The sequence below is a fragment of the Mesorhizobium sp. P2_A12 genome (assembly GCF_056405075.1).
The window spans coordinates 173,949-195,158 of the sequence record NZ_JBFUCU010000003.1; the positions used below are offsets into that span (position 1 = coordinate 173,949).

A 21,210-nucleotide genomic window follows, 5' to 3' on the forward strand; every position below is an offset into this window, starting at 1 on the left:
CGTGTTCCATTAACCAGGCTGTTCGTTATCAGCGTCGACCTCATTTGAACAGGTATAGAGCACCTCTCCGGTGGAATTGGATTTGAGGTGTCGCATTCGGGCAGCCACGCGCAATGCCATGCGCTAATCTGGTTCTGCGGTCCATTTTCGATAGCCAAACTCGCCAGCGGACAACAGAACATCGCCCAGAAGGGTGATAATTCGATGCGTAACCGCAACGGCGGTGGCCGCGGCCGCGGGAATGCCGATCGACGAAAGGCCCGCGATGAAAACCGCTTCCCTCACACCCAAACCGCCGGGAGCCCCAGGCACAACAAAACCAAGCAACCAGCCGGCGGCTGAGACCCCGATCACCATCTGCCACTCGATCGTGGGTCCGTACAGCACATGGACAAGGAGGACGACGATCAGGCCATTGGCAAGGAAAAATAGGCCGTAGCAAGCGACGCTGATCGCAGCCATCGAAAATGCGAGGTGTTTTCGGCTCTGCTTGAAATATCGGCCCGCAACTAGGGGGGCCAGCATAAGGGCCGCCAGTCCGGCGCCGATATAGACTGCTGATGCCAGATAGCGGCTTATTCCGTAGTCCTCACCGATTTTGAGCAGGAAGGAGAAGGAGAAAAGCAGGGCAACGCTTCCGGAAGCGAGGACCATCAAAACGATCTCCATCACCTGCGCGTAAGAAAGCGCATCCTTTGCGGCACCATATCGGGCCGCCAGGACGAAGCGTCCGACGAGATGGATGACGTTGGTCGGCAGATATTTGTAGACTTGGGTGCGCGCGAAAACGCGCATTGCACGGACCGCGGAGATTGCCTTTTCTCCGACCGAAACCAACAGGGTGAACCAGGCGAGCCCCACCAGTTGCAGCGCGAGTGCATAGAGAAGCGCACAGGATACGACCACGGCAACCAACCGAGGACGCTGCAGCATCTCGGCGAGCTGATCGGCATATCCGTAGACGGAGCGTATGACAAAGTACATTGCCGCAATGGCAATGACGGCACCGCCCGCACGAATGATCCTAGAATTCGGCACGAGCGCCGATCGGCTTCACAGGCAGCCTGCCGTCGGAACTTGCAATTTCGGCGACAATGCCCGGGTCGCGATTGCCACGGGTCGCAACAATCAACTCGGCGACCATGCCGAACAGCGTGAACTGCACCCCGACGATCATCAGGAGCGTCGAGACAAGCAGCAACGGGCGGCCGCCAATGGCTTCGCCGCCAAACCACCGCGCACAGAGAAACAGGAAAATCAGGAAGCCAATCGAGAAGACGGCCACACCCAAGCCACCGAAAAGATGGCCGGGGCGCGAATTGAACTTCGTGATGGTCACGACTGTGAGCAAGTCCAGGAAGCCCTTCAGCAGGCGACCTACCCCATATTTGGATTTTCCAAATCGGCGCGGGTGATGCTGGACGACGATCTCACTGACCTTGAAACCAGTCGCATAGGCCAAGGCTGGAACGAAGCGATGAAGCTCGCCATAGAGGCGAATGTTGTCAAAGACCTCGGAGCGGTAGGCTTTGAAGCCGCAGTTGAAATCGTGCAGGCTGACGCCGGTGACCTTGGCCGTCACTCGATTGAACAGCTTTGAAGGCAGCGTCTTGCCGAGCGGATCGTGGCGCACCTGCTTCCATCCCGAAACGACATCGGAGCCCTCTCGGATTTCGTCCAGAAAACGTGAAATTTCCTTCGGGTCGTCCTGCAGGTCTCCATCCATCGTGACGATGATATTGCCCGACGCGTTGGAGATCCCTGCCTGGAGCGCGGCGGCCTTGCCGAAATTCCTCCGAAGCCGCACGCCCTTTACATGGGGGTAAGCCCTGGTGGCGGCCAGAATCTCCTTCCAGGTATTGTCCCGGCTGCCGTCGTCGACAAATATGACCTCCTCGAGCGAGGCGGCATCGATCTGCTCGAAGGCGGCCTCGATCTGGGCAATCAAAGCCTGAACAGTGTCTTGCTCGTCCTTTACAGGTACCAGTATCGAGACTGTCTGCACGTCAGGCCCTCTGTGTCAAAATGGAGGTCTGGCTGGGGAATGGCAATGCAGGCGCCAGCCCCCGTGTCACGCGCTCCTGCAGGCCGCAAGAGTTGATGGCCTGGCGATATTCGGGCCTGTTGCTGTTGTCGAACAGAATCATACCACCCGGAGACAGGCGGCGAACCGATTTCGCCAAGCAGGAAACCCTTGCCCGGCCGTCGATCACAATGAGGTCGAAGGTGCCGTCGACCCGGTCAATCGATGACACGTATTGATCGAAAGAGCATTGCGTATATCCCTTTCGATTGGACCTGGCCTTGCTGGAAGCAGAGGCGGCTACCGGCTCCACAACGCGCACGGCGATGTTGGGATAGGCGCCAAAAATGCGGCCCATGGTTTGCGCGAACGGAGCGTCATGTTCGACGGAATCGACAGAGCCGCTTCGTTTGGCCAGCCAAACTGTACTGGCGCCGGCGCCAAATTCATAAACGCGAGCCTTGTGATTGCGCGAGGCCAGAAAGATGTTCACGGCATCAATCGCGGAGAATGTCCACCACGGCATGTCGAGCCGAACCAGGTCAGCGCTGTCGTATATGCCGAACAGACTTCTGATCCAGAGAGCAGAGCGGTTGTTCGACCGCTCCAACGCCGCAAGCAATCCGCAGCGCTCAGCTACTTTCCGGGCGAATCTGACGACGCTTACATAGGTATTTTTCAAAACTGAAATCCAACCCCAGGTGCCTGCAATCTCGTCCACCCGGACGGCGTAAGCAAAACTGCATATATCGATCGAGAAGCAGGGCTAGCCGGCACACGTCGAAGATCGACGTAGCCACTCCAGCCATAGTCGTCACGCCCTCGCCCGAGGAACTTCGCCACGTCCGGCCGATGCGCTCCTCCCAATCCCAACCCCACGACCGTTCCCGTGCCATTAACGAAGGCAATGCAGTGGTAGGTGGTAAGAATATCGCTGCCCAGCAGTGGGGGCCACTTGTTCGAGGTGTCCGCGACCCAACCGGAGACGCGTCCCCATTGCGGATCTTCTATTTTCGACACGGCATCAATATAGCCCGTCAAGCTGTTCGGCTGGGTGGGGATTGCCAATTCGGCGCCGAGCGAGGGGCAGCCGAAGTCCCTCCCGTTGAACGGGACGTGACTGAATTTCTTCAGATTGTCTTCGACATTATAGTAGTCGACCCCAGCCAATGTAACGTATTGCATCAAGTCGGGGTCTTTGACGCCGAGCGACAATGCCAGTGTTGCGAGATCTTTTCCTTCAGCCCTGACAAGAGCGTCATTCAGCCTCGGCATGCCGTTGACGACGATCAGTGCGGCTACCGCCGCGAATATGGCGATCGACAGACGACGCTTGAAATCCACTCGCCACACCAGACACGAAACAGCTCCAAACAGTCCGACCCAAAAAAGCGCCGGAAGGGTTGCATATCTGCTGGCTAAGGCCGCCGCGTCCCCTCCCATGTTCGATCGACCAATAGCGGCCAGCACGCCCGACATGACGGCATAGGCCATGATCGCAATCCAGAAGGCTGATCGGTACCTGTTTTCGCCAGGCCGCAAAAGGCAAAACCCAACGATCAGAGCGGCTGCTGCGATTCCGATTGCGCCCAGCGGAATTGCGGCTGCTTCGGTTGTTACGATGCCGCCACCAATGAATGTCAGACAAAACAGCGCAATCCCAATTGGATCGAAACTGCGTGCGGCGTGATAATCGGGGACTTTCTGATTCATCGCGACAAAAATCACGACGGCCAAGCCCGCCGCGAAAATCATGATGCCGAGCCGCCGTGTTTTGGCAGCGCAGAATCCTTGGATGCCGATCACACACAATGCGGTCAGGCCCGTGCTGTAAAATTGCGTGGCAAAAACGGCCAACGCGATCGCAGCGACATAACCTATCGGCATGTCTTTTTCGGTCGACTGCCAAAAAGCCAAGACAGCCAGCACGGTGAAGAGATTTGCGCCGATCCAGGCTACTCCACTCATGCCAACGAAGAAATTGTGTGCGGCAAGCGGACTGAATACAAATATCGATACGGCTATCCCGACGACAAATGCTTCAAACCAGGATCGCGCAAAGAGCGACAGTGCGCCTGAAAAAACCAACGCTATGAGAAGGGAGAACGCGACAACAGTGACCGAGAGGCCGATATTGTCCCCTTGGGTAAGATGGAAATTCAGCAGATAAAACAGTTTTGCGCCAGCAATGATATGCTCGTTTGCCGTTACATACAGGTCCCTCAGCGTCGGTACCCCGTCCAGCGATCCGACCATTGAAGGGAGAATGCCCCAATAGTCGTTATCCGGAACACCTCTAGCCTGCACCGTGAGCAGGAGCGCAACCACGAACACCGCGATCGGACCAACAAACGCAATCGCGAAAGCGGGGGTTGAACGGCTGACAGAGAGGGTGCGAACGGTGGCCGACATTAGTCCTGCGTTTGCTGCGTATTGCCTTGCGTTGGCGTAGGTCGCACCTCGCACACACCGCCAGACTGCGCAACAAAAATTCGACGACTTGGCAAGCGGACCGCCCGATAGGTCCGGTGTGCGTCTCAAACGCCACAAGTTGGCGCGACTGGAACGATCGGCCGTCGCATGAATGAGAAAGCATATCCGGTGGCTTGATGTTGCCCCTGTTCTGAAGAAACGGATTTCCGATCGAGAGGCCAAGAGCAGAGCCCGCCTCTCTCCAATTGAATTTCGCTTTCAACGAAAAACTGCGGCGATCCTTTTCAGCAACCGCGTAACAATCGCAGAGAGCGCTCGCAGGGGGCTGGTAATTCGCCAGCTCGTTGAGTCCTTGAACTCTTGAACGACCCGTTCACTTTGCTCCATTCTTTCCTGGAGCACTTGCGCACGTGCGATCTCGTTGTCGCGCGCGGTCTGCAGCGCACTAACAGTCGCGTGCGCGGCTGAAATCTCTTCAGCCCTCTCGACAAGATCCGACTCCATCCGTGCGATCTGGGCGTGACCGCTCTGGAGCTGCTCGCGTATCTCGGCTACCTCGCGGGTGAGTTCCTCTATCCGCGCCCCGCGACTCGTCACCAACGCCCTGTTGGTCTCGATTTCCTCTTCCATGGTCGTCGACGCTAGAGACCATGGATTTCTGGCTTGATCGAACGCTTTGCTTGTCGTCCCGCCAAGAGAAATCATTTCCCTTTCGGCGAGCGCGATCCGGCCTTGCACATTGCGAGTCCCAAGAACATTTTCCGGACTTGGTCGCTTGGTCACAATGCAGAGCGAGTTCAAAAACTCGACGGAATGAATGGAGGCCAGCGAAGCTTCCCCAAATACGGTCTTATACCTGTCAGAGAACGTGGCCAAGGCATCCGCCCGAAAGCGGGGAAGTCCCCAATGCTCATGGTTGACCACATCGAGCAGGCGCTTGAAGAACGACATCGACGAAAGCGGATCATAGAGACCGCCTTCGAATTCCTGCCAGTAGCTGCAATGCAAATCTTCCGCTATGAAAACCCCGCCATCAGAAAGATGAGGGAAATAACGGGCGAAAGAGCGCACTATGTCTGATGATGTATGCGATCCGTCATCGATTATGATGTCGAATGTCGCGGATTTCGCAACAATTTTTCTTTCTATCTCATCTGTATTGGCATCACCGACAATCACAGCGATCTTTTGATCGTCGAAGACCAGACCGCTGCAGGCCGTGTCGATATCGCAGCCAAGAATGAGTTCCGAATTCGGGAAATATCGCGGCCAGATTTCGAGCGAACCACCGTTTTGGACGCCAATTTCCAGGAGTCGAACCGGCTTATTCCGATAGTCCTGAAAAACGCGGTCATATGCATCCAGATAGCTGGACCATTTGTCCGACACTTTGCCGCTATGGGCATTGTACAGGTCGTGAAGCGAAGGGGCGTGCGCATTGACCGGCGTGGCATGCGCCTCGGTCCGAACAATCGCCGGCACCTCGCCGGCCGCCCCCGAGCCGACCGCGTCTTGGCCGACCGCGTCTGGGCCGACCATGTCCGGGCCGACCGGCTGAGAGCCAGCCTCTGCACCGCGCATGTCTTTCGAAGATTGGTCCTTCTTCATGCCTCAGGCCCATCCCGTCTTTCAGACCAGGACACGACGCGCCACCGCTTCAGTCGATAGCCGCCAGTCCGGCGCATTCCATCCAAAGACGGAGGCGAATTTCGCGCTCGATAACCGGGAATTGGCGGGGCGTCGCGCCTTGGTCGGGTAGTCCATCGTAGCAATGTCCCGCACCCTCGCCCAAGGACCACCAGACACTCGGCTTGTGTCCAGGATGTGGCGGGCAAAGCCGCTCCAGTTGGCCTCGCCTGTACCGGCCAGATGATAGACACCGAACGCAGCAAAGCTCTTGTTGCCATGCAGCGTCGCCGCTGCATGCAGGACTGCGTCGGCGATATCGAGCGCGGAGGTGGGATTTCCCCACTGATCGGCGACCACCGAAATCTCATCGCGGTCGGCGGCAAGCCGCAGCATGGTCTTGACGAAATTCTTGCCGAACGGGCTGTAGACCCATGCCGTGCGCAGGATCAGATGGCGTGGATTGGCGGCTGCCACCGCCTGTTCGCCTGCGAGCTTGGAGGCACCGTAGACGCTGCGCGGTGCGGTTGCGTCGGTTTCGACATAGGCACCGGACGCGCTACCATCGAAGACATAGTCGGTCGAAAGATGGATGACGGGAACGTCAAGCCGCGCTGCGGCTTCGGCCACCTTGCCGGCGCCGACAGCGTTCACCGCAAATGCCAGATCGGGCTCATCCTCGGCCTGATCCACGGCGGTGTATGCGGCAGCCGACACGACAATATCCGGCTTCGCGGCCGCGATGGCGTCGATGACGGTGTCGGGCTTTGCCAGGTCGAGCTCCGGACGGCCAATGGCGATGACTTCCACGCCGGCGTGCCTCTGGCCGGCCTCAAGAAGGCTTGACGCGACCTGGCCTTCGCGCCCGGTGACAAGGAGCCTCACGCGGCCCCCTTGCGCGCTTCGCCCAATCGCTCACCGGCATAGCGCTCTTCGCGGATCGGCCCCCACCACCATTTGTTTTCGAGAAACCAGTCCACGGTTCTCGCCAGGCCACTGTCGAAATTCTCCTTCGGCGCCCAGCCAAGCTCGCGACCGATCTTGGAGGCGTCAATGGCATAGCGGCGGTCATGGCCCGGACGATCGGTGACGAAAGAGATCAGATCGCGATAGCTCTTGCCGCCGGCCCGAGGACGCCTGATGTCGAGCAGGTCGCAGATCGTCTCGACGACACCGAGGTTGGTGCGCTCCGAATTGCCGCCGACATTGTAGCTCTCGCCTGGCGTGCCCTTGGTGGCAACCAGCTCCAGCGCGCGCGCATGGTCCTCGACGTACAGCCAGTCGCGCACGTTGGCGCCGGCGCCATAGACCGGCAGCGTTTTTTCGTCGAGCGCATTGAGGATGACCAGCGGGATCAGCTTCTCGGGAAAGTGGTAGGGTCCGTAATTGTTCGAACAATTTGAAAGCACGACCGGCAGACCATAGGTTTCGTGCCAGGCCCGCACCAGATGGTCCGACGCCGCCTTCGAAGCGGAATAGGGCGAAGACGGCGCATAGGGCGTTTCCTCGACGAACAGGCCGCCATCGAAAGGAAGGTCGCCGAACACTTCGTCGGTCGAGACATGATGGAAGCGGAAGCGGCTTTTCCTGTCGTCGGGAAGGCCGCGCCAATACTCCAGCGTAGCATTCAGCACCTTATAGGTGCCGACGATGTTGGTCTCGATGAAGGCGCCGGGTCCGTCGATCGATCGGTCGACATGGCTTTCGGCAGCAAGGTTCATGACGATGTCGATTTCGTCCCGATGCAGAATGTCGAGCACCGCCCTCTCGTCACAGATATCGGCATGAGCGAAGCGGTAATTGTGGGCATTCTCGATCGGCCGCAGCGAGGCAAGATTGCCGGCGTAGGTAAGCTTGTCGAGATTGGTCACGCGATAGGCCGGGTTGGCGCACAGATGCCGGCACACCGCCGAACCGATGAAGCCGGCACCGCCTGTCACTAGAAAATTCATGCTGCTGTCCTCATGCAACCCATCAGGCGAACACTTCGGCGGCGGCCAACACCGGCGCCTTGAGGTCCTTGTCCGAAAGCTGGAATCCGCCAGCCAATGACGGCCATTCGATGCCGATGGCAGGATCGTCGAAACGGATCGAGCGGTCGTGCTCGGGCGAATAGGTATCGGTCACCTTGTACAAGACTTCGGTATCCGGCACGAGCGTCACGAAGCCATGCGCAAAGCCCTTCGGCACCAGAATCTGATTGCCCTTTTCGGCGGTAATTTCGAGCGCAACCCATTTTCCGAAGGTTGGCGAACTGCGGCGAATGTCAACCGCCACGTCCAGCAGCGCACCCCGCACGACACGCAGCAGCTTGTCCTGGGCTCGCGGCGCAAGCTGGTAGTGCAGCCCGCGCAGAACGCCTGCCGCGGCGGAATAGGAGTGATTGTCCTGTACGAAACTCAAGCCTATGCCGGCCTGCGAAAAGCGCTCGGCATGATAGGTTTCGACAAAGAAACCACGCGCATCGCCATGTCGTTTCGGAATGATTTCCAGCACGCCTTCGATGCCAAGGGACCTGACCTCCAGCATTTACTCCTCCAACCGCTCGACGACGCGCCGGCGCAGATAGGCGGCATACTCGTTTTTTCCCAGGCGTGTCGCGCGCTGGAGGACATCGTCCGCCGTCAGCCAGCCCTGTTCGAAGGCGATTTCCTCCGGGCAGGCAACCTTTATGCCCTGCCGATGTTCGATCGTGCGCACGAACGAAGACGCTTCGTGCAAGCTGTCGTGGGTGCCGGTGTCGAGCCAGGCGTAGCCACGCCCCAATCGGTGCACATGCAACTGGCCACGCTCGAGATAGACATTGTTGACCGCCGTGATCTCAAGTTCGCCACGCGCCGAAGGCCGGATCGCCGGGGCAATGTCAACGACATCGTTGTCATAGAAATAGAGGCCGGTGACGGCCCAGTTGGATTTCGGGTTCTCTGGCTTTTCTTCGATCGTCAGGGCGGTTCCGGTGACCTTGTCGAAGGAAACGACACCATAACGCTGGGGATCTTCGACATGATAGGCGAACACGGAAGCCCCCGTCTCGCGCGATGCCGCTGCACGGCAGAGCTGCGACAGGCCTTCGCCGAAATAGATGTTGTCGCCGAGGATCATCGACACGCTGTCCTTGCCGATGAAATTCCGGCCGATGATGAAGGCTTCCGCAAGTCCGTTGGGTTGCGGTTGCTCGGCGTAGGACAAATCAAGCCCGAACTCTGATCCGTCGCCAAGCAACTCGCGGAAAACCGGGAGATCACGCGGCGTTGAAATGATCAGAATCTCGCGGATACCCGCGAGCATCAAAACGCTCAGCGGATAATAGATCATCGGCTTGTCGTATATCGGGAGGATTTGCTTGGAGACTGCCAACGTTAGCGGATAGAGCCGCGTTCCGCTGCCTCCAGCAAGGATAATTCCTTTCAAGAAGTTCTCCTTGACATGCCTAAACCCCCGGCCCTGACGTAAACCGCGCTCGTGCTTAGGTTCCACGCAATGGCTTGTCAATCTCGGCGATCGACAAACAGCCGGACCAATGGCGCGCCAAGCGCGCCCCCAGCTAGGTCAGCCCAAAATACGCCTGGTACCAGTCCACAAACCGCCCTACCCCATCGGCAACCGTCGTCACCGGGCGGTAGCCGACCGCCTGCTCCAGCGCCGATGTGTCGGCATAGGTATCGGGCACATCGCCGGCCTGCAGCGGCAGCAGTTCGATGGTGGCTTTCCTGCCAAGTGCGTTTTCCAGTGCCTCGACATAGGCGGTGAGCTTCACCGGTTTGCTGTTGCCTATGTTGAAGATGCGCCAGGGGGCGCTGCTGGTGGCCGGATCCGGATGGCCGGAGTCCCAGGCAGCGTTGCCGACAGCCGGGCTATCGCTGGCCCGGACGACGCCTTCGGCGATGTCATCGACATAGGTGAAGTCGCGCGTGTGGTTGCCGTTGTTGAACAGCTTGATCGGCTCGCCGGCAAGAATGCTTCTGGTGAATAGGAAAAGCGCCATGTCCGGACGCCCCCAGGGACCATACACCGTAAAGAAGCGAAGCCCGGTCGTCGGCAACCCGAACAAATGGCTGTAGCTATGCGCCATCAGCTCATTGGCGCGCTTGGTCGCGGCGTAGAACTGCAGCGGATGATCGGCCGGCCGATGCTCGGAAAACGGCATGTCAGTGTTGGCGCCGTAGACACTCGAGGTGCTGGCATAGGTCAAATGCGCAACGGCACTGCTGCGGCAGGCCTCGAGCATATTGGTGTAGGCGATGATGTTGCTTTCGACATAGGCGTGCGGGTTTTCCAGGCTGTAGCGAACCCCGGCCTGGGCGGCGAGATGGATCACTCGGTCAAACGCGTGGTCGGCAAAGCAGCCATCGACCACGCCTTTGTCGGCGAGATTGCCGCGGATGAAATGATAGCCCGCATTGGTCTTGCGGCTCATTTCCTCCAGGAGCCTCAGCCTCGCTTCCTTGATCTGCGGATCGTAGTAGCTGTTGACGCTGTCGATGCCGACAACCTCGTCGCCGCGCTCCAGCAGGCGCTTCGATACGTGATAGCCGATAAAGCCGGCGGCGCCGGTGACCAGGACCTTCATCAGAAGCGCCCGTCCAGTCCTCGATCGCTCCCGGGGTTCAGGAGCGCTTCAGCAGCGACCACACGGCCGGCACCAGGCTTGCCGCCAGGGCAACCTTGATCAAATCGCCGACGATGAACGGCACGACGCCGAACTGCCACGACTTTTCGGGACCGATGAGCAGCGCCAGCCAGGCAAAGCCAATGGCCATCATGACGACTTCGGCAACCAGCATCGCGTTGAAAAGCTTGACCGGATGACGGTCCCAGCCCCGATCGGCGGCCCAGCCGACAATCGCCGCCATGACCACGAAGCCCAAGAGATAGCCGCCGGTCGAGCCGAGCATGTAGGCAATGCCGATACCCTTTTCCGGGGTGCTCTGGAAGACCGGAAAGCCCATCGCGCCCTCTGCCATGTAGAGCAGCAAGGTGGCGACGCCCAGACGCATGCCGAAGGCGGCGGCGATCAGCAGCACGGCCAGCGTCTGCATCGAAATGTCGACCGGTCCGAGCATCACCTTGGTCTTGGCCGACAGGGTCAGCAGCAGCGTTCCGGCGATCGCCAGGAAAAGCTGTGTTGCCAGCCGCGCCGCGCCCTCTTGCGGCAAAGCCAGAGACACAAGCGGACGCATCGTTGTTGCAATTGCCATCGTATTTCCCCAATCCGATTGCCGCTATCTCATATTCGCGGCCTCGCGTTCTCCTATATTGGCTTGTGTGTTATGCGGCAATCGGTTTTGCCGTCTCCTCAAACAAGGCATCGATGCACCTGCCATGGCTCTCAAATTCGAAACCGGCTTCGATCCCGCCTATGGCAAGGCGGAGAGCGTCGCGCCGGATATCCAGCGCATCACGGCCCGCAATCCAAGCCCCTTCACCTTTCACGGCACCAACAGCTACATCGTTGGCCGCGATACGCTGGCGGTGATCGATCCTGGGCCGGACGACGAGGCGCATCTGCAAACCCTGCTCGATGTGATCGCAGGCCGGCCGGTCAGCCATATCTTCGTCAGCCACACGCACCGCGACCATTCCCCGCTGGCGGCCCGGCTGAAAGAGCGCACTGGCGCCGCCGTGCTGGCAGAAGGACCGCATCGCCCTGCAAGACCCTTGCATATCGGTGAGACCAATGCGCTCGACGCCAGCGCCGACATTGCCTTCGTTCCCGATATCGCATTGCCCGACGACAATGTGGTCGACGGCGACGGCTGGTCGATCAGGACGATTTTGACCCCGGGCCACACCGCCAATCACGCGACATTCGCGCTGGAAGGAACCGGGATCCTGTTTTCGGCCGATCATGTCATGGCATGGGCGACGTCGATCGTCGCGCCGCCGGATGGGGCGATGGCCGACTATATGGCTTCGCTAGACCGGTTGATCGAACGCGGGGACCGCCTGCTGCTGCCGGGACATGGCGGGCCGGTGACCGCACCACGTGGTTTCATGCGAGGGTTGAAGACGCATCGCAAGATGCGCGAGCGCGCCATACTGGAGCGGGTCAGAGCCGGCGACCGGACGATCGTGGACATGGTCAAGGCGATCTATCGCGATACCGACCCGCGGCTGCATGGCGCTGCCGGATTGTCGGTGCTTGCCCATCTCGAGGACCTGGTGGAACGCGGTCTGGTCGTGACAGACGCAGCACCAGCCATTGACGGCAATTTCACGCCGGCCAGATAGGCCTTCATTCGGCCGGAGCAGCACCCACCTGGCCGGCGACTTCCTGGTCGAGTTCAGCGAGGAAATCGACGATGCGCGCGGCATTGTCGCCGAGGTCGTAGCGGCCGTAGCGAGAGGCCGACCGCATGTCGACGATGATCGAGTCCCCGTCATCGGTCACGCGGATCGCGACGTCGGCGGGAAGACCGACGACAAAGCCCTTGGCCACCGCGGTAATCGTCACCTCGGTTTGCCCTCTGAGGTCTGGATAGGGTTCGGAAAGGTCCCAATCACGCCGGTCGAGCACGGTCTCGACGGCATCCACGACGGTGTCGAACGGCAGGTCGTAGCTGCGTGCGCTGACCAGCGGATAGCTCTCGGTCTGCAGCCGCTGTTCGCCAGACGTGGATGGGGAGAGCACATTCATGTCTTTGGTCCGGTCGCTCACGTCGAGCGCGGGTGGATTGTCGAAATCCGTCGAGATATCCCTGAGCGGCGGATAGATCGTCGCCCAGTAGGCGGCAACGCCATAGGGCGCGAGCACCAGCAGCGCCAGCAAGGCGCCGACTGTCAGGTCACGACCACCAAGGTCGCCGAAGTTCCACAGCCGCGAAAAGGCAAACCCGGCAAACAACAGCGCCAAGGCCGCCAGCAGCGCCACAATCCCCATCACCCACAGGAAGACAGGCGTTTCGACGAGGTCGAAGCGATGGCCGACGAAAGCGGTCAGCAGCAGCACCGCCGAAAAGGCGGCCGTGCGTCGCGACCATCCGGCCGCCTTCGAGGTCTGCCGTTCAGGAATACTTGCCATCGATTGCCGCACCACCCCAACCCGGACGGAGACTTAGAGCGGTTCGTCGTTTCACGGAAACGATAAACCGCTCTATCTCTTTGTTTTGACGCAATTCCCGGAATTGCCTTAGAACCTTTTGCTGGCGGCTTGAAGCCGAAAGACGCAACATTCCCGTCAATCCGTCGGCAGGCGATAGTCCCGGAATTGCTGACGCAAGGTGATCTTCTGGATCTTGCCGGTGGCGGTGTGCGGTATTTCGCCGACGAAGGCGACATCGTCCGGCATCCACCATTTGGCGACCTTGCCATCCATGAAGTCGAGAATGTCAGCCTTGGTCGGTTCCTTCCCCGGCTTGCGAACAACGACCAGCAACGGCCGCTCGCCCCACTTCGAATGATGGACGCCAATGGCTGCTGCCTCGGCGACATCGGGGTGACCGACAGCCAGGTTCTCGAGATCGATGGTCGAAATCCATTCACCGCCGGACTTGATGACGTCCTTGGCGCGATCGGTGATCTGCATGTAGCCGCCGGCGTCGATGTGGGCGACGTCGCCGGTGTCGAACCAGCCGTCGCCGTCGAACTGCTCCGAGCCAACACCGCCATAGTAGGCGCGGGCAACGGCCGGTCCACGCACCTTCAAGCGGCCAAATGTCTTGCCATCCCAGGGCTGCGCGTTGTCGTCGTCGTCGGTCACCTTCATTTCGACGCCGAAGGGCGGGTAGCCCTGTTTCTGCTGGACGTCGAGCCGGGCTTCACCCTGGAGACCGGCATAGTCCGGCTTCAAGGTGCACAGTGTGCCGAGCGGCGACATTTCGGTCATGCCCCAGGCGTGGATGACCTGGACATCGTAGTTCTGCTGAAATTTGGTCATGATCGCGCGCGGGCAGGACGAGCCGCCGATGACGACCTTGTTCAGGTACGGAAGCTTCTTGCCGGTCTCCTCCAGATACTGCAGCAGCATCATCCAGACGGTCGGCACGGCAGCGCTGAAGGTCACCTTCTCGGTGTCGAGCAACTCATAGATCGATGCGCCGTCCATCTTGCAGCCGGGCATGACCAGCTTGGCGCCGATCATCGGCCCGCTCTGGCCAAGGCCCCAGGCATTGGCGTGGAACATCGGCACGACCGGCAAGATCGTATCGCGTGCCGACAGCCCCATGGCGTCAGGCATGGCGGCGATCATGGCGTGCAGCACGTTCGAGCGGTGGCTGTAGACGACGCCCTTCGGATCGCCCGTGGTCCCCGACGTGTAGCACATGCCGGCAGCCGTGCCTTCGTCGAAGGTCTTCCAGGCGAAGTCGCCATCCGCCTCGTCAAGCCATTCTTCATAGGCAACCACATTCGGCAGGGTCGTCTGCGGCATGTGCGCCTTGTCGGTCAGCACGATCACCTGTTTCAGCGACTTGACGGCGCCGGCGATCTTTTCGAGCAACGGCACGAAGGTCAGGTCGACGAAGACAGCCTTGTCCTCGGCATTGTTCATGATCCAGACGATCTGCTCGGGAAACAGGCGTGGATTGAGCGTATGGTAGATGGCGCCGATGCCCATGATGCCGTACCAGGCCTCGATGTGGCGCGCCGTGTTCCACGCGAGTGTGGCGATGCGGTCGCCCAGGCGATAGCCGTCGCGTTCCAGCCTCTGGGCGACCTTCAGGGCGCGGCGATGGATGTCCGCATAGCTGGTGCGCACGATCGGCCCCTCGATCGAGCGCGACACGATCTCGCGCACGCCATGCTGCCGCTCGGCATTGTCGATGAGCTTGTGGCAAAGCAGCGGCCATTCCTGCATCAGTCCCAGCATTCGTTCCTCCCCTGCGCTTTGCGTCGTGCTTTTCGTGCCATTGTGGAGCGAACCGGCGGATTGTCCAGCCACCAGCACCGGCAAGCCCAGCATTGATCGGCATGACGGACAAGACCGCCACAATCCGGCCATCGTCGGCGTTAAGGTTCGTTAACGGGCAAGGGGCGATTGGCGACTGAAAGAGGTTCGCATGGACGCGCAGCTCGACGACAAGTCCCTTGAGAATACGCTTGCCGAAAGTCTGGCCGATCTGGGCCCTGATACAAAGACTGTTTCCGAAGATGAATTTGTTGAAGTTGTCGGCGGCGCCCTGGAAGCGGTCGGCGGCACACTGCTGTTCAAGATGTGCGTCCAGAACGAAGGCGAAGGCCAGCACGTCGCAGCCGCATCCATCGGCGACGGTGGCAATCGCCAGTTCCTGCTGCTCACCTTGCCAACCGGTGGCGGCCCCCTGAAGGTCGAGACCACATCGAGAAGCAGCAACCCGGTGGCCGGTATCGCGGCCGCCTATGCCGGGTTGATGGATGCGTTCAAGACCGCCGCCTGACCATCTCAGGCAATCTTCGAAACCGTGATCGGGCCTGCACCCGGCCTGGGCCAATGGTTTGTGACTTGCGTGGCGACAGCAGGCCTTGCGCAACGCATTTGCGCGACACACCTTAAAGCCGAGGCAAGGAGAACCCGCATGGATCAGATCGTCAACCCGGCACCTGGGTTCCAACGCAATCCCGACAAGGTCATCACCATCGAGCCTTATGTCGGCACCGTTACGGTGCGTGTCGGAGACACGGTGATAGCGTCATCGACGAAGGCCAAGGTGCTGACCGAACCTCCCTATCCCGCAGCCTTCTACATTCCGTTCGCCGACATCGATTTCGGCAAGCTCAGCAGCACGGAACATTCGACCCACTGTCCCTACAAGGGTGATGCCAGCTATTGGAGCGTGCTGCCTGCGGGCGAGACCGGCCAGAACGCGATGTGGGCTTACGAGCAGCCCTTCGACGAAATGGCTGAAATCCGCGACCACGGCGCATTCTACGTCAGCAAGGTCAGCATCGAAGCAAAAGCGGGCTGAGCACTTCGACTTGCCTCTCAGGTGCATCGAGAGTCAGGTAGCCGGCACCACCCGAATATCAACGCACCTAGTCCGTGGTGCCGTGATTGCCGAAGCCGTCGGCATCGTCGAGCCGCACGAAGGTCAGGCCCTTGGCCTTGAGCGCCAGAAGCCCCTGCACCACGCCTTCGCCGGCCGCATGGGTCGGCTGGTTGATGTGCGAGATAATGACGTCGCCGTCCTTGGCCGCCGCGATGCGCCGCGCGGTTTCCCTGGCGCCGAGCAATGAGCCACCATCGCCGTTTATCGAGAATCCCGCGATCTTGAAGCCAAGCTTGCGGATCATGGCGATTGCCGACGGGCTGTATTCGGCGGTCGCGCCACGAAACCATTTCGGCGCCGGCTCGCCGGTCTTGGCAAGGGCGGCGGCACCCGACTGGACCTCGGCCAGCACGGCGTCGGGGCTGCCGGCGCTGCGGATGCCGTAGATCTTTTGCGGCGTGTCGACGGCCGGGATATGATGGCCGCCGTGATTTTCCAGCTCGAACAGGTCCGGATGCGCCCGCATGATCTCGACCGCGGCAGCGTTTCGCTTCAGCCAGATGCCGGTCACGAAAATGGTGGCGGGTATCTTGTTTTCGACCAGCGCCGAAAGGATCCGGTTGTCAGTCTGTCCACCGCAGGCATCGAGCGTGAGCGCAACGCGGCCGGCTCCGCTTGCCTCCGGCCTGATGTGCAATGTCGGCTCGACGAGCGGCGCGGCATGGCCGCTGGACACCACGGCCAACGACAAGGCGATCATGCAGAGATTTTTTTGCAGCAGGCGCATCAAACCGAATTCCCGACCGGTGCTTTCAAGCAGGCATCCCAAGACCCGCATGAAGGCGAAAATCGGGATGGTGCATAGCAGAAAAGCGCCCGGCGCGACAATTTGACTGTCCGCGGTGTGAGAGGCTTGTTCCGCGACCAGCGGTGGCCGTTGTCCGCGCGGCGCATGAACTCAGATGGCGCGTTCGAGCTTCACGTCGGTGCGCGAAAGGAGTTCGCGCACCGCATCGACGACTGGTTTGACCTCAAGTCGCCAGACGCAGTAGGCCCTGCCGAAATCCGGCCGGCCGCAACGGTCGCTGGCCACGCAGTCGCAAGGCATAGGCGGTTGAAGCGCGATATTGGGCACGCCGACGGGACCCCACTGCGACGGCGGCGTCAAGCCGAACAGCCCGACAACCGGGATTCCGGCTGCAGCCGCCATGTGCATCGGGCCGCTCTCATTGCCGAGAAACAGCCGGGCCTGTTTCAGCAACGCCAGCAACGTCTCAAGCGACAGCGCTCCAACGAGATTGACGACGGGCGACGCTGTCCTGGCGACGATGCGTTCGGCAATCTCCCGCTCGTCCGGACCGCCCACCAGAACGACGTCCAAACCGGTTTCGCCGGCAATCTCGCCAATCGCCTCAGCAAACCGCTCCGGCTGCCAACGTCGCCCTTCAAAGCTTGCGCCGGCGTGCACGGCGATGAAAGCGTTTGGATGAAGATGATGCTTGCCCAGCAGCGCCAACGCATTTGACGTCTCGGGCGGGAGCGGTTGGAGGTTTGGAACCGTCACATGGAGACCGACGCCAAGCGCCTGGAGCGGCGAAAGATAGCGGTAGACGAAATGTTCTCCACCAAAGCCAAATGGTTTGGCAAACACGTTGGCGGGCTGCCGCTCCAGCAGACGCAATGGCCTCTCGGTGGGATTGTAGCCGACACGGGTCTTTGCATTGACCAGCCCGGTGAGCATGCGTGACGTCTTTGAATCGGTCAGGTCGATCGTCATGTCGAAATGGAAACGGCGCAGCGCCCGCACGACGGCGTAAAGCTCTTTGCCGCGCTGCAGGGGGGTGCCGCGCAGGTGGGCACGCTTGAACGTGACCACCTCGGAGGCAATGTCATGGGCGACTACGAAGCTCGCGAAGCGAGCGTCGCACAGAAACACCAGCCTGGCATCGGGGAATTCGAGCCGCAGGTTTTCTGAGAGTACCGAGGCGAGAACGAGATCTCCAATGTACTTCGTTTGAATGACCAGGATCGAGCGAATCGGCGCGGGTGCAGTCTGCAACATCTGTTTCCCAGGACAATTGGCGGGATGTCGAAATTACGCAATGATTACGCAATGCCGTCAGCACGTTCGTGTGAATTGCTTTACAAAACGGTAAGCTCGACCGGATGGATCCTATCCGCGGTCGGCCTTAGAGCAATTCACCGTTCACGGAAACGGCGAATCTCTAACCCTTTGCTTTGACGCAATTCCGGAAGCAAAAGCGTATCACACTTTTCCTGGAATTGCTCCAGCTCTTTGCTTTGACGCAATTCGGGACGGAAACTGCTTCACACTTTTCCGGGAATTGCTTTCGCAACCAGCACCGCCGCCTGCGCGGCCGCTAACCTCGCAATCGGCACGCGATAGGGCGAGCAGGACACGTAGTCAAGGCCAACCTCTTCGCAAAACCGAATCGAGGCCGGATCGCCGCCATGTTCACCACAGATGCCGAGCTTGATGTCGGGCCGTGTCGCCCTGCCCTTTTCGGCAGCCATGCGCACCAGTTCGCCAACCCCGTCGATGTCGAGGGAGACGAACGGATCCTGATCGATGATGCCTTTCTGGCGGTAGGTCTCCAGGAACGAGGCCGCATCGTCGCGCGAGATGCCGAATGTGGTCTGGGTCAGGTCATTGGTACCGAAGGAGAAGAATTCGGCCGTAGCGGCGATGACATGGGCGCGGATCGCCGCGCGGGGGAGTTCAATCATCGTGCCCGTGAGATAGTCGATCTTGACGCCGGTTTCCTCCATGACGCTTTTGGCGACGGCATCGATGCGCGCCTTGACGTAGTCGAGTTCCTTCACCAGGCCGACCAGCGGCACCATGATTTCGGGAACGACAAGTGCGCCGGCCTTCTTGCCCGCCTCGACGGCGGCCTCGAAAATGGCGCGCGCCTGCATCTCCGCGATCTCGGGGTACGAAACCGCAAGCCGGCAGCCGCGATGGCCGAGCATCGGGTTGAATTCATGCAGCGCGTCGGTGCGCTGGCGGAGCTTCTCGGGCGACACCTTCATGGCGGCGGCAACCTCGGCCACCTCCTCCTCGGTCTTCGGCAGGAATTCGTGCAACGGCGGATCGAGCAGGCGGATCGTCACCGGCAGGCCGGCCATGATCTCGAACAGTTCGAGGAAATCCGAGCGCTGCATCGGCAGCAGCTTGGCGAGTGCCGTGCGCCGGTCCTTCTCGGTGTCGGCCAGGATCATCTCGCGCATGGCAATGATGCGGTCGCCATCGAAGAACATGTGCTCGGTGCGGCAAAGCCCAATACCTTCGGCGCCGAAGGAACGCGCCATGCGCGCATCGAGCGGCGTTTCGGCATTGGTGCGCACCTTCATGCGGCGAACCGCGTCCGCCCACTCCATGATGGCGGCGAAATCGCCGGACAGTTCCGGCTGCAGCATCGGCACGGCACCCTTCAGCACCTGGCCATTGCCGCCGTCGATGGTGACAATGTCGCCCTTGCGGAAGGTCGCCCCCATCGCCATCAGCGTGCCGGCCTTGTAGTCGACGCGCAGTGAGCCTGCGCCAGACACACAGGGTTTGCCCATGCCGCGGGCGACGACCGCGGCATGGCTGGTCATGCCGCCGCGCGTAGTCAGGATGCCTTCGGCCGCATGCATGCCGTGAATGTCTTCAGGACTGGTTTCGATGCGCACCAGGATCGCCTTGCGGCCTTGCGTCTTCAACTCTTCGGCGTCAGCAGAGGAGAAGACGATCTCGCCGGTGGCGGCACCGGGAGAGGCCGGCAGCCCGACGCCGATGACGTCGCGCGCTGCCTTGGGATCGATGGTCGGGTGCAGCAGCTGGTCGAGCGAGGCCGGATCGATGCGGGCGACCGCCTCTTCCCTGGTAATCAGCTTGTCCCTTGCCATTTCGACGGCGATCTTCAACGCAGCCTTGGCGGTGCGCTTGCCGGAGCGGGTCTGCAGCATCCACAACTTGCCGCGCTCGATGGTGAATTCGAGGTCCTGCATGTCGCGATAGTGCTTCTCCAGACTATCGGAGATGGTGACGAAGGATTGGAACGCGTCCGGCATCAGCTTCTGCAAGGACGGCTTGTCCGATCCGGCGGCAATGCGCGCCGCCTCGGTGATGTTCTGCGGCGTGCGGATGCCGGCAACGACGTCCTCGCCCTGCGCGTTGACCAGGAACTCGCCATAGAGCATCTTTTCGCCGGTCGACGGATTGCGGGTGAAGGCAACGCCGGTGGCCGAGGTTTCGCCCATATTGCCGAACACCATGGCCTGGACGTTGACCGCCGTGCCCCAGCTTTCGGGGATGTCGTGCAGGCGCCGGTAAGTGATGGCGCGGTTGTTCATCCAGCTCGAAAACACGGCGCCGATGGCGCCCCACAGCTGCTCATGTGGATCCTGCGGAAACGGCTTGCCGAGTTCTTCCTCGACCTTGGCCTTGTAGAGCGCAATGACGCCTTGCCATTCGAGAGCCGTCAGTTCGGTGTCGAGCTCATAGCCGAGCCCGCCCTTCTGGTCTTCGAGGATTTCCTCGAACACCTCATGGTCGAGGCCCATCACGACATCGGAATACATCTGGATGAAGCGGCGGTAGCTGTCATAGGCAAAGCGCGCGTCGCCCGAATCGGCGGCCAGCGCCTCGACCGTCTCGTCGTTCAGCCCGAGATTGAGCACGGTATCCATCATGCCGGGCATCGAGGCGCGGGCACCCGAACGCACCGAGACCAGCAGCAGTTTCGACGGATCTCCGAACCGGCGGCCGGTCAGCCGTCCGATGTGATCGAGCGCGACCGCGACATCCGTTTCCAACCCTGATGGATAGGTGCGGCCATTGGCGTAGTAAGCGTTGCAGACCTCGGTGGTGATGGTGAACCCGGGCGGCACCGGCAGGCCCAGGCTGCACATCTCGGCCAGATTGGCGCCCTTGCCACCCAGCAGATTCCTATCGCCGGCACGGCCTTCCGCCGCACCATCGCCAAAGGTGAAAACCCATTTGGTCATGCTTTGCTCTCCGGTTGCAGGAGATTGGAAAGATTGGCGAAACGGAAAGTTCCGCCGTGTCCGACTGTCGAGCGATATGATGCTGCAGTGCGAAACGCAAGGCGTCGGCAAAGTTGTCCGGCCGCTACAATCGATTAAGCAAAAGCTCTGTCCAAGGATGCGGCAAAAAGACTTGCTATTCCGGAGCTTTTGGATTAGAACATAACAGGAACA

General features: G+C 60.4%; 19 protein-coding genes. 3 read left to right on the forward strand and 16 right to left on the reverse strand.

What is annotated here, in order from left to right:
- Window positions 1-123: 123 nt before the first annotated feature.
- The 11 genes from AC1DZU_RS08405 to AC1DZU_RS08455 all read right to left on the reverse strand — a co-directional run bounded on the left by AC1DZU_RS08405 (window position 124) and on the right by AC1DZU_RS08455 (window position 11,280).
- Window positions 124-1,038: a lysylphosphatidylglycerol synthase domain-containing protein gene (locus AC1DZU_RS08405; RefSeq protein WP_477283576.1), complete on the reverse strand. Its 915-nt coding sequence runs from the start codon at window positions 1,036-1,038 to the stop codon at window positions 124-126.
- The gene (locus AC1DZU_RS08410; RefSeq protein ID WP_477283578.1) at window positions 1,025-2,005 is read right to left on the reverse strand and encodes a glycosyltransferase family 2 protein; all 981 of its coding nucleotides are present in this window, start codon (window positions 2,003-2,005) and stop codon (window positions 1,025-1,027) included. The genes AC1DZU_RS08405 and AC1DZU_RS08410 overlap by 14 nt, the downstream gene beginning before the upstream one ends.
- A gap of 1 nt (window position 2,006) precedes the next feature.
- Window positions 2,007-2,705 carry a class I SAM-dependent methyltransferase gene (locus AC1DZU_RS08415; RefSeq protein WP_477283580.1) on the reverse strand — a complete coding sequence of 233 codons (699 nt, stop codon included), beginning with the start codon at window positions 2,703-2,705 and terminating at the stop codon, window positions 2,007-2,009.
- Complete coding sequence (locus AC1DZU_RS08420) at window positions 2,702-4,435, reverse strand: hypothetical protein (RefSeq protein WP_477283582.1); 1,734 nt, start codon at window positions 4,433-4,435, stop codon at window positions 2,702-2,704. Before AC1DZU_RS08420 ends, AC1DZU_RS08415 begins: the two co-directional genes overlap by 4 nt.
- A gap of 279 nt (window positions 4,436-4,714) precedes the next feature.
- Window positions 4,715-6,064, reverse strand: coding sequence for a class I SAM-dependent methyltransferase (locus tag AC1DZU_RS08425; RefSeq protein WP_477283584.1), 1,350 nt, complete (start codon window positions 6,062-6,064; stop codon window positions 4,715-4,717).
- Between the two features lie 21 nt (window positions 6,065-6,085).
- Window positions 6,086-6,967, reverse strand: coding sequence for a dTDP-4-dehydrorhamnose reductase (rfbD, locus tag AC1DZU_RS08430; protein WP_477283586.1), 882 nt, complete (start codon window positions 6,965-6,967; stop codon window positions 6,086-6,088).
- Window positions 6,964-8,034: a dTDP-glucose 4,6-dehydratase gene (gene rfbB / locus AC1DZU_RS08435; RefSeq protein WP_477283588.1), complete on the reverse strand. Its 1,071-nt coding sequence runs from the start codon at window positions 8,032-8,034 to the stop codon at window positions 6,964-6,966. Before rfbB ends, rfbD begins: the two co-directional genes overlap by 4 nt.
- A 22-nt stretch (window positions 8,035-8,056) precedes the next feature.
- Window positions 8,057-8,611 (reverse strand): dTDP-4-dehydrorhamnose 3,5-epimerase, encoded by a 555-nt coding sequence (gene rfbC / locus AC1DZU_RS08440; protein ID WP_477283590.1) that lies wholly within the window; start codon window positions 8,609-8,611, stop codon window positions 8,057-8,059.
- Window positions 8,612-9,493, reverse strand: a complete 882-nt coding sequence (rfbA, locus tag AC1DZU_RS08445) for a glucose-1-phosphate thymidylyltransferase RfbA (protein ID WP_477283592.1) — start codon at window positions 9,491-9,493, stop codon at window positions 8,612-8,614.
- Window positions 9,494-9,626: 133 nt separating this feature from the next.
- Window positions 9,627-10,652, reverse strand: coding sequence for an NAD-dependent epimerase (locus tag AC1DZU_RS08450; RefSeq protein WP_477283594.1), 1,026 nt, complete (start codon window positions 10,650-10,652; stop codon window positions 9,627-9,629).
- Window positions 10,653-10,689: 37 nt separating this feature from the next.
- Window positions 10,690-11,280, reverse strand: a complete 591-nt coding sequence (locus AC1DZU_RS08455; protein WP_477283596.1) for a biotin transporter BioY — start codon at window positions 11,278-11,280, stop codon at window positions 10,690-10,692.
- Between the two features lie 124 nt (window positions 11,281-11,404).
- On the opposite strand from AC1DZU_RS08455, the gene AC1DZU_RS08460 reads away from it, so the two are divergent.
- The gene (locus AC1DZU_RS08460) at window positions 11,405-12,313 is read left to right on the forward strand and encodes an MBL fold metallo-hydrolase (protein ID WP_477283598.1); all 909 of its coding nucleotides are present in this window, start codon (window positions 11,405-11,407) and stop codon (window positions 12,311-12,313) included.
- A 4-nt stretch (window positions 12,314-12,317) separates the two neighbouring features.
- Here AC1DZU_RS08460 and AC1DZU_RS08465 read toward each other — a convergent pair whose 3' ends face one another.
- On the reverse strand, window positions 12,318-13,103 hold the full coding sequence (locus tag AC1DZU_RS08465) for a DUF1499 domain-containing protein (RefSeq protein WP_477283600.1): 786 nt from the start codon (window positions 13,101-13,103) through the stop codon (window positions 12,318-12,320).
- Between the two features lie 156 nt (window positions 13,104-13,259).
- Complete coding sequence (locus AC1DZU_RS08470; RefSeq protein WP_477283602.1) at window positions 13,260-14,888, reverse strand: fatty-acid--CoA ligase; 1,629 nt, start codon at window positions 14,886-14,888, stop codon at window positions 13,260-13,262.
- A 190-nt stretch (window positions 14,889-15,078) separates the two neighbouring features.
- On the opposite strand from AC1DZU_RS08470, the gene AC1DZU_RS08475 reads away from it, so the two are divergent.
- Window positions 15,079-15,435 (forward strand): hypothetical protein, encoded by a 357-nt coding sequence (locus tag AC1DZU_RS08475; protein ID WP_457154218.1) that lies wholly within the window; start codon window positions 15,079-15,081, stop codon window positions 15,433-15,435.
- A 138-nt stretch (window positions 15,436-15,573) separates the two neighbouring features.
- Window positions 15,574-15,963, forward strand: coding sequence for a DUF427 domain-containing protein (locus AC1DZU_RS08480; protein WP_477283605.1), 390 nt, complete (start codon window positions 15,574-15,576; stop codon window positions 15,961-15,963).
- 67 nt (window positions 15,964-16,030) lie between these two features.
- Here AC1DZU_RS08480 and AC1DZU_RS08485 read toward each other — a convergent pair whose 3' ends face one another.
- The 3 genes from AC1DZU_RS08485 to ppdK form a co-directional block, all read right to left on the reverse strand.
- Entirely contained in the window at window positions 16,031-16,771 is a 741-nt protein-coding gene (locus AC1DZU_RS08485) for a polysaccharide deacetylase family protein (RefSeq protein ID WP_477283607.1), read from the reverse strand.
- Window positions 16,772-16,942: 171 nt separating this feature from the next.
- On the reverse strand, window positions 16,943-18,046 hold the full coding sequence (locus tag AC1DZU_RS08490) for a glycosyltransferase family 9 protein (RefSeq protein ID WP_477283609.1): 1,104 nt from the start codon (window positions 18,044-18,046) through the stop codon (window positions 16,943-16,945).
- 266 nt (window positions 18,047-18,312) lie between these two features.
- The gene (gene ppdK, locus AC1DZU_RS08495; RefSeq protein ID WP_477283611.1) at window positions 18,313-20,997 is read right to left on the reverse strand and encodes a pyruvate, phosphate dikinase; all 2,685 of its coding nucleotides are present in this window, start codon (window positions 20,995-20,997) and stop codon (window positions 18,313-18,315) included.
- Between the last annotated feature and the right edge of the window lie 213 nt (window positions 20,998-21,210).

What these genes read in the sequence shown, in the direction of transcription:
- rfbB (WP_477283588.1), bottom strand. Translation starts at nt 8,034, where the DNA reads ATGAATTTTCTAGTGACAGGCGGTGCCGGCTTCATCGGTTCGGCGGTG.
- AC1DZU_RS08465 (WP_477283600.1), bottom strand. Translation starts at nt 13,103, where the DNA reads ATGGCAAGTATTCCTGAACGGCAGACCTCGAAGGCGGCCGGATGGTCG.
- AC1DZU_RS08470 (WP_477283602.1), bottom strand. Translation starts at nt 14,888, where the DNA reads ATGCTGGGACTGATGCAGGAATGGCCGCTGCTTTGCCACAAGCTCATC.
- AC1DZU_RS08460 (WP_477283598.1), top strand. Translation starts at nt 11,405, where the DNA reads ATGGCTCTCAAATTCGAAACCGGCTTCGATCCCGCCTATGGCAAGGCG.
- AC1DZU_RS08485 (WP_477283607.1), bottom strand. Translation starts at nt 16,771, where the DNA reads ATGCGCCTGCTGCAAAAAAATCTCTGCATGATCGCCTTGTCGTTGGCC.
- AC1DZU_RS08420 (WP_477283582.1), bottom strand. Translation starts at nt 4,435, where the DNA reads ATGTCGGCCACCGTTCGCACCCTCTCTGTCAGCCGTTCAACCCCCGCT.
- ppdK (WP_477283611.1), bottom strand. Translation starts at nt 20,997, where the DNA reads ATGACCAAATGGGTTTTCACCTTTGGCGATGGTGCGGCGGAAGGCCGT.
- AC1DZU_RS08455 (WP_477283596.1), bottom strand. Translation starts at nt 11,280, where the DNA reads ATGGCAATTGCAACAACGATGCGTCCGCTTGTGTCTCTGGCTTTGCCG.
- AC1DZU_RS08450 (WP_477283594.1), bottom strand. Translation starts at nt 10,652, where the DNA reads ATGAAGGTCCTGGTCACCGGCGCCGCCGGCTTTATCGGCTATCACGTA.
- AC1DZU_RS08490 (WP_477283609.1), bottom strand. Translation starts at nt 18,046, where the DNA reads ATGTTGCAGACTGCACCCGCGCCGATTCGCTCGATCCTGGTCATTCAA.
- rfbC (WP_477283590.1), bottom strand. Translation starts at nt 8,611, where the DNA reads ATGCTGGAGGTCAGGTCCCTTGGCATCGAAGGCGTGCTGGAAATCATT.
- AC1DZU_RS08475 (WP_457154218.1), top strand. Translation starts at nt 15,079, where the DNA reads ATGGACGCGCAGCTCGACGACAAGTCCCTTGAGAATACGCTTGCCGAA.
- AC1DZU_RS08480 (WP_477283605.1), top strand. Translation starts at nt 15,574, where the DNA reads ATGGATCAGATCGTCAACCCGGCACCTGGGTTCCAACGCAATCCCGAC.
- AC1DZU_RS08425 (WP_477283584.1), bottom strand. Translation starts at nt 6,064, where the DNA reads ATGAAGAAGGACCAATCTTCGAAAGACATGCGCGGTGCAGAGGCTGGC.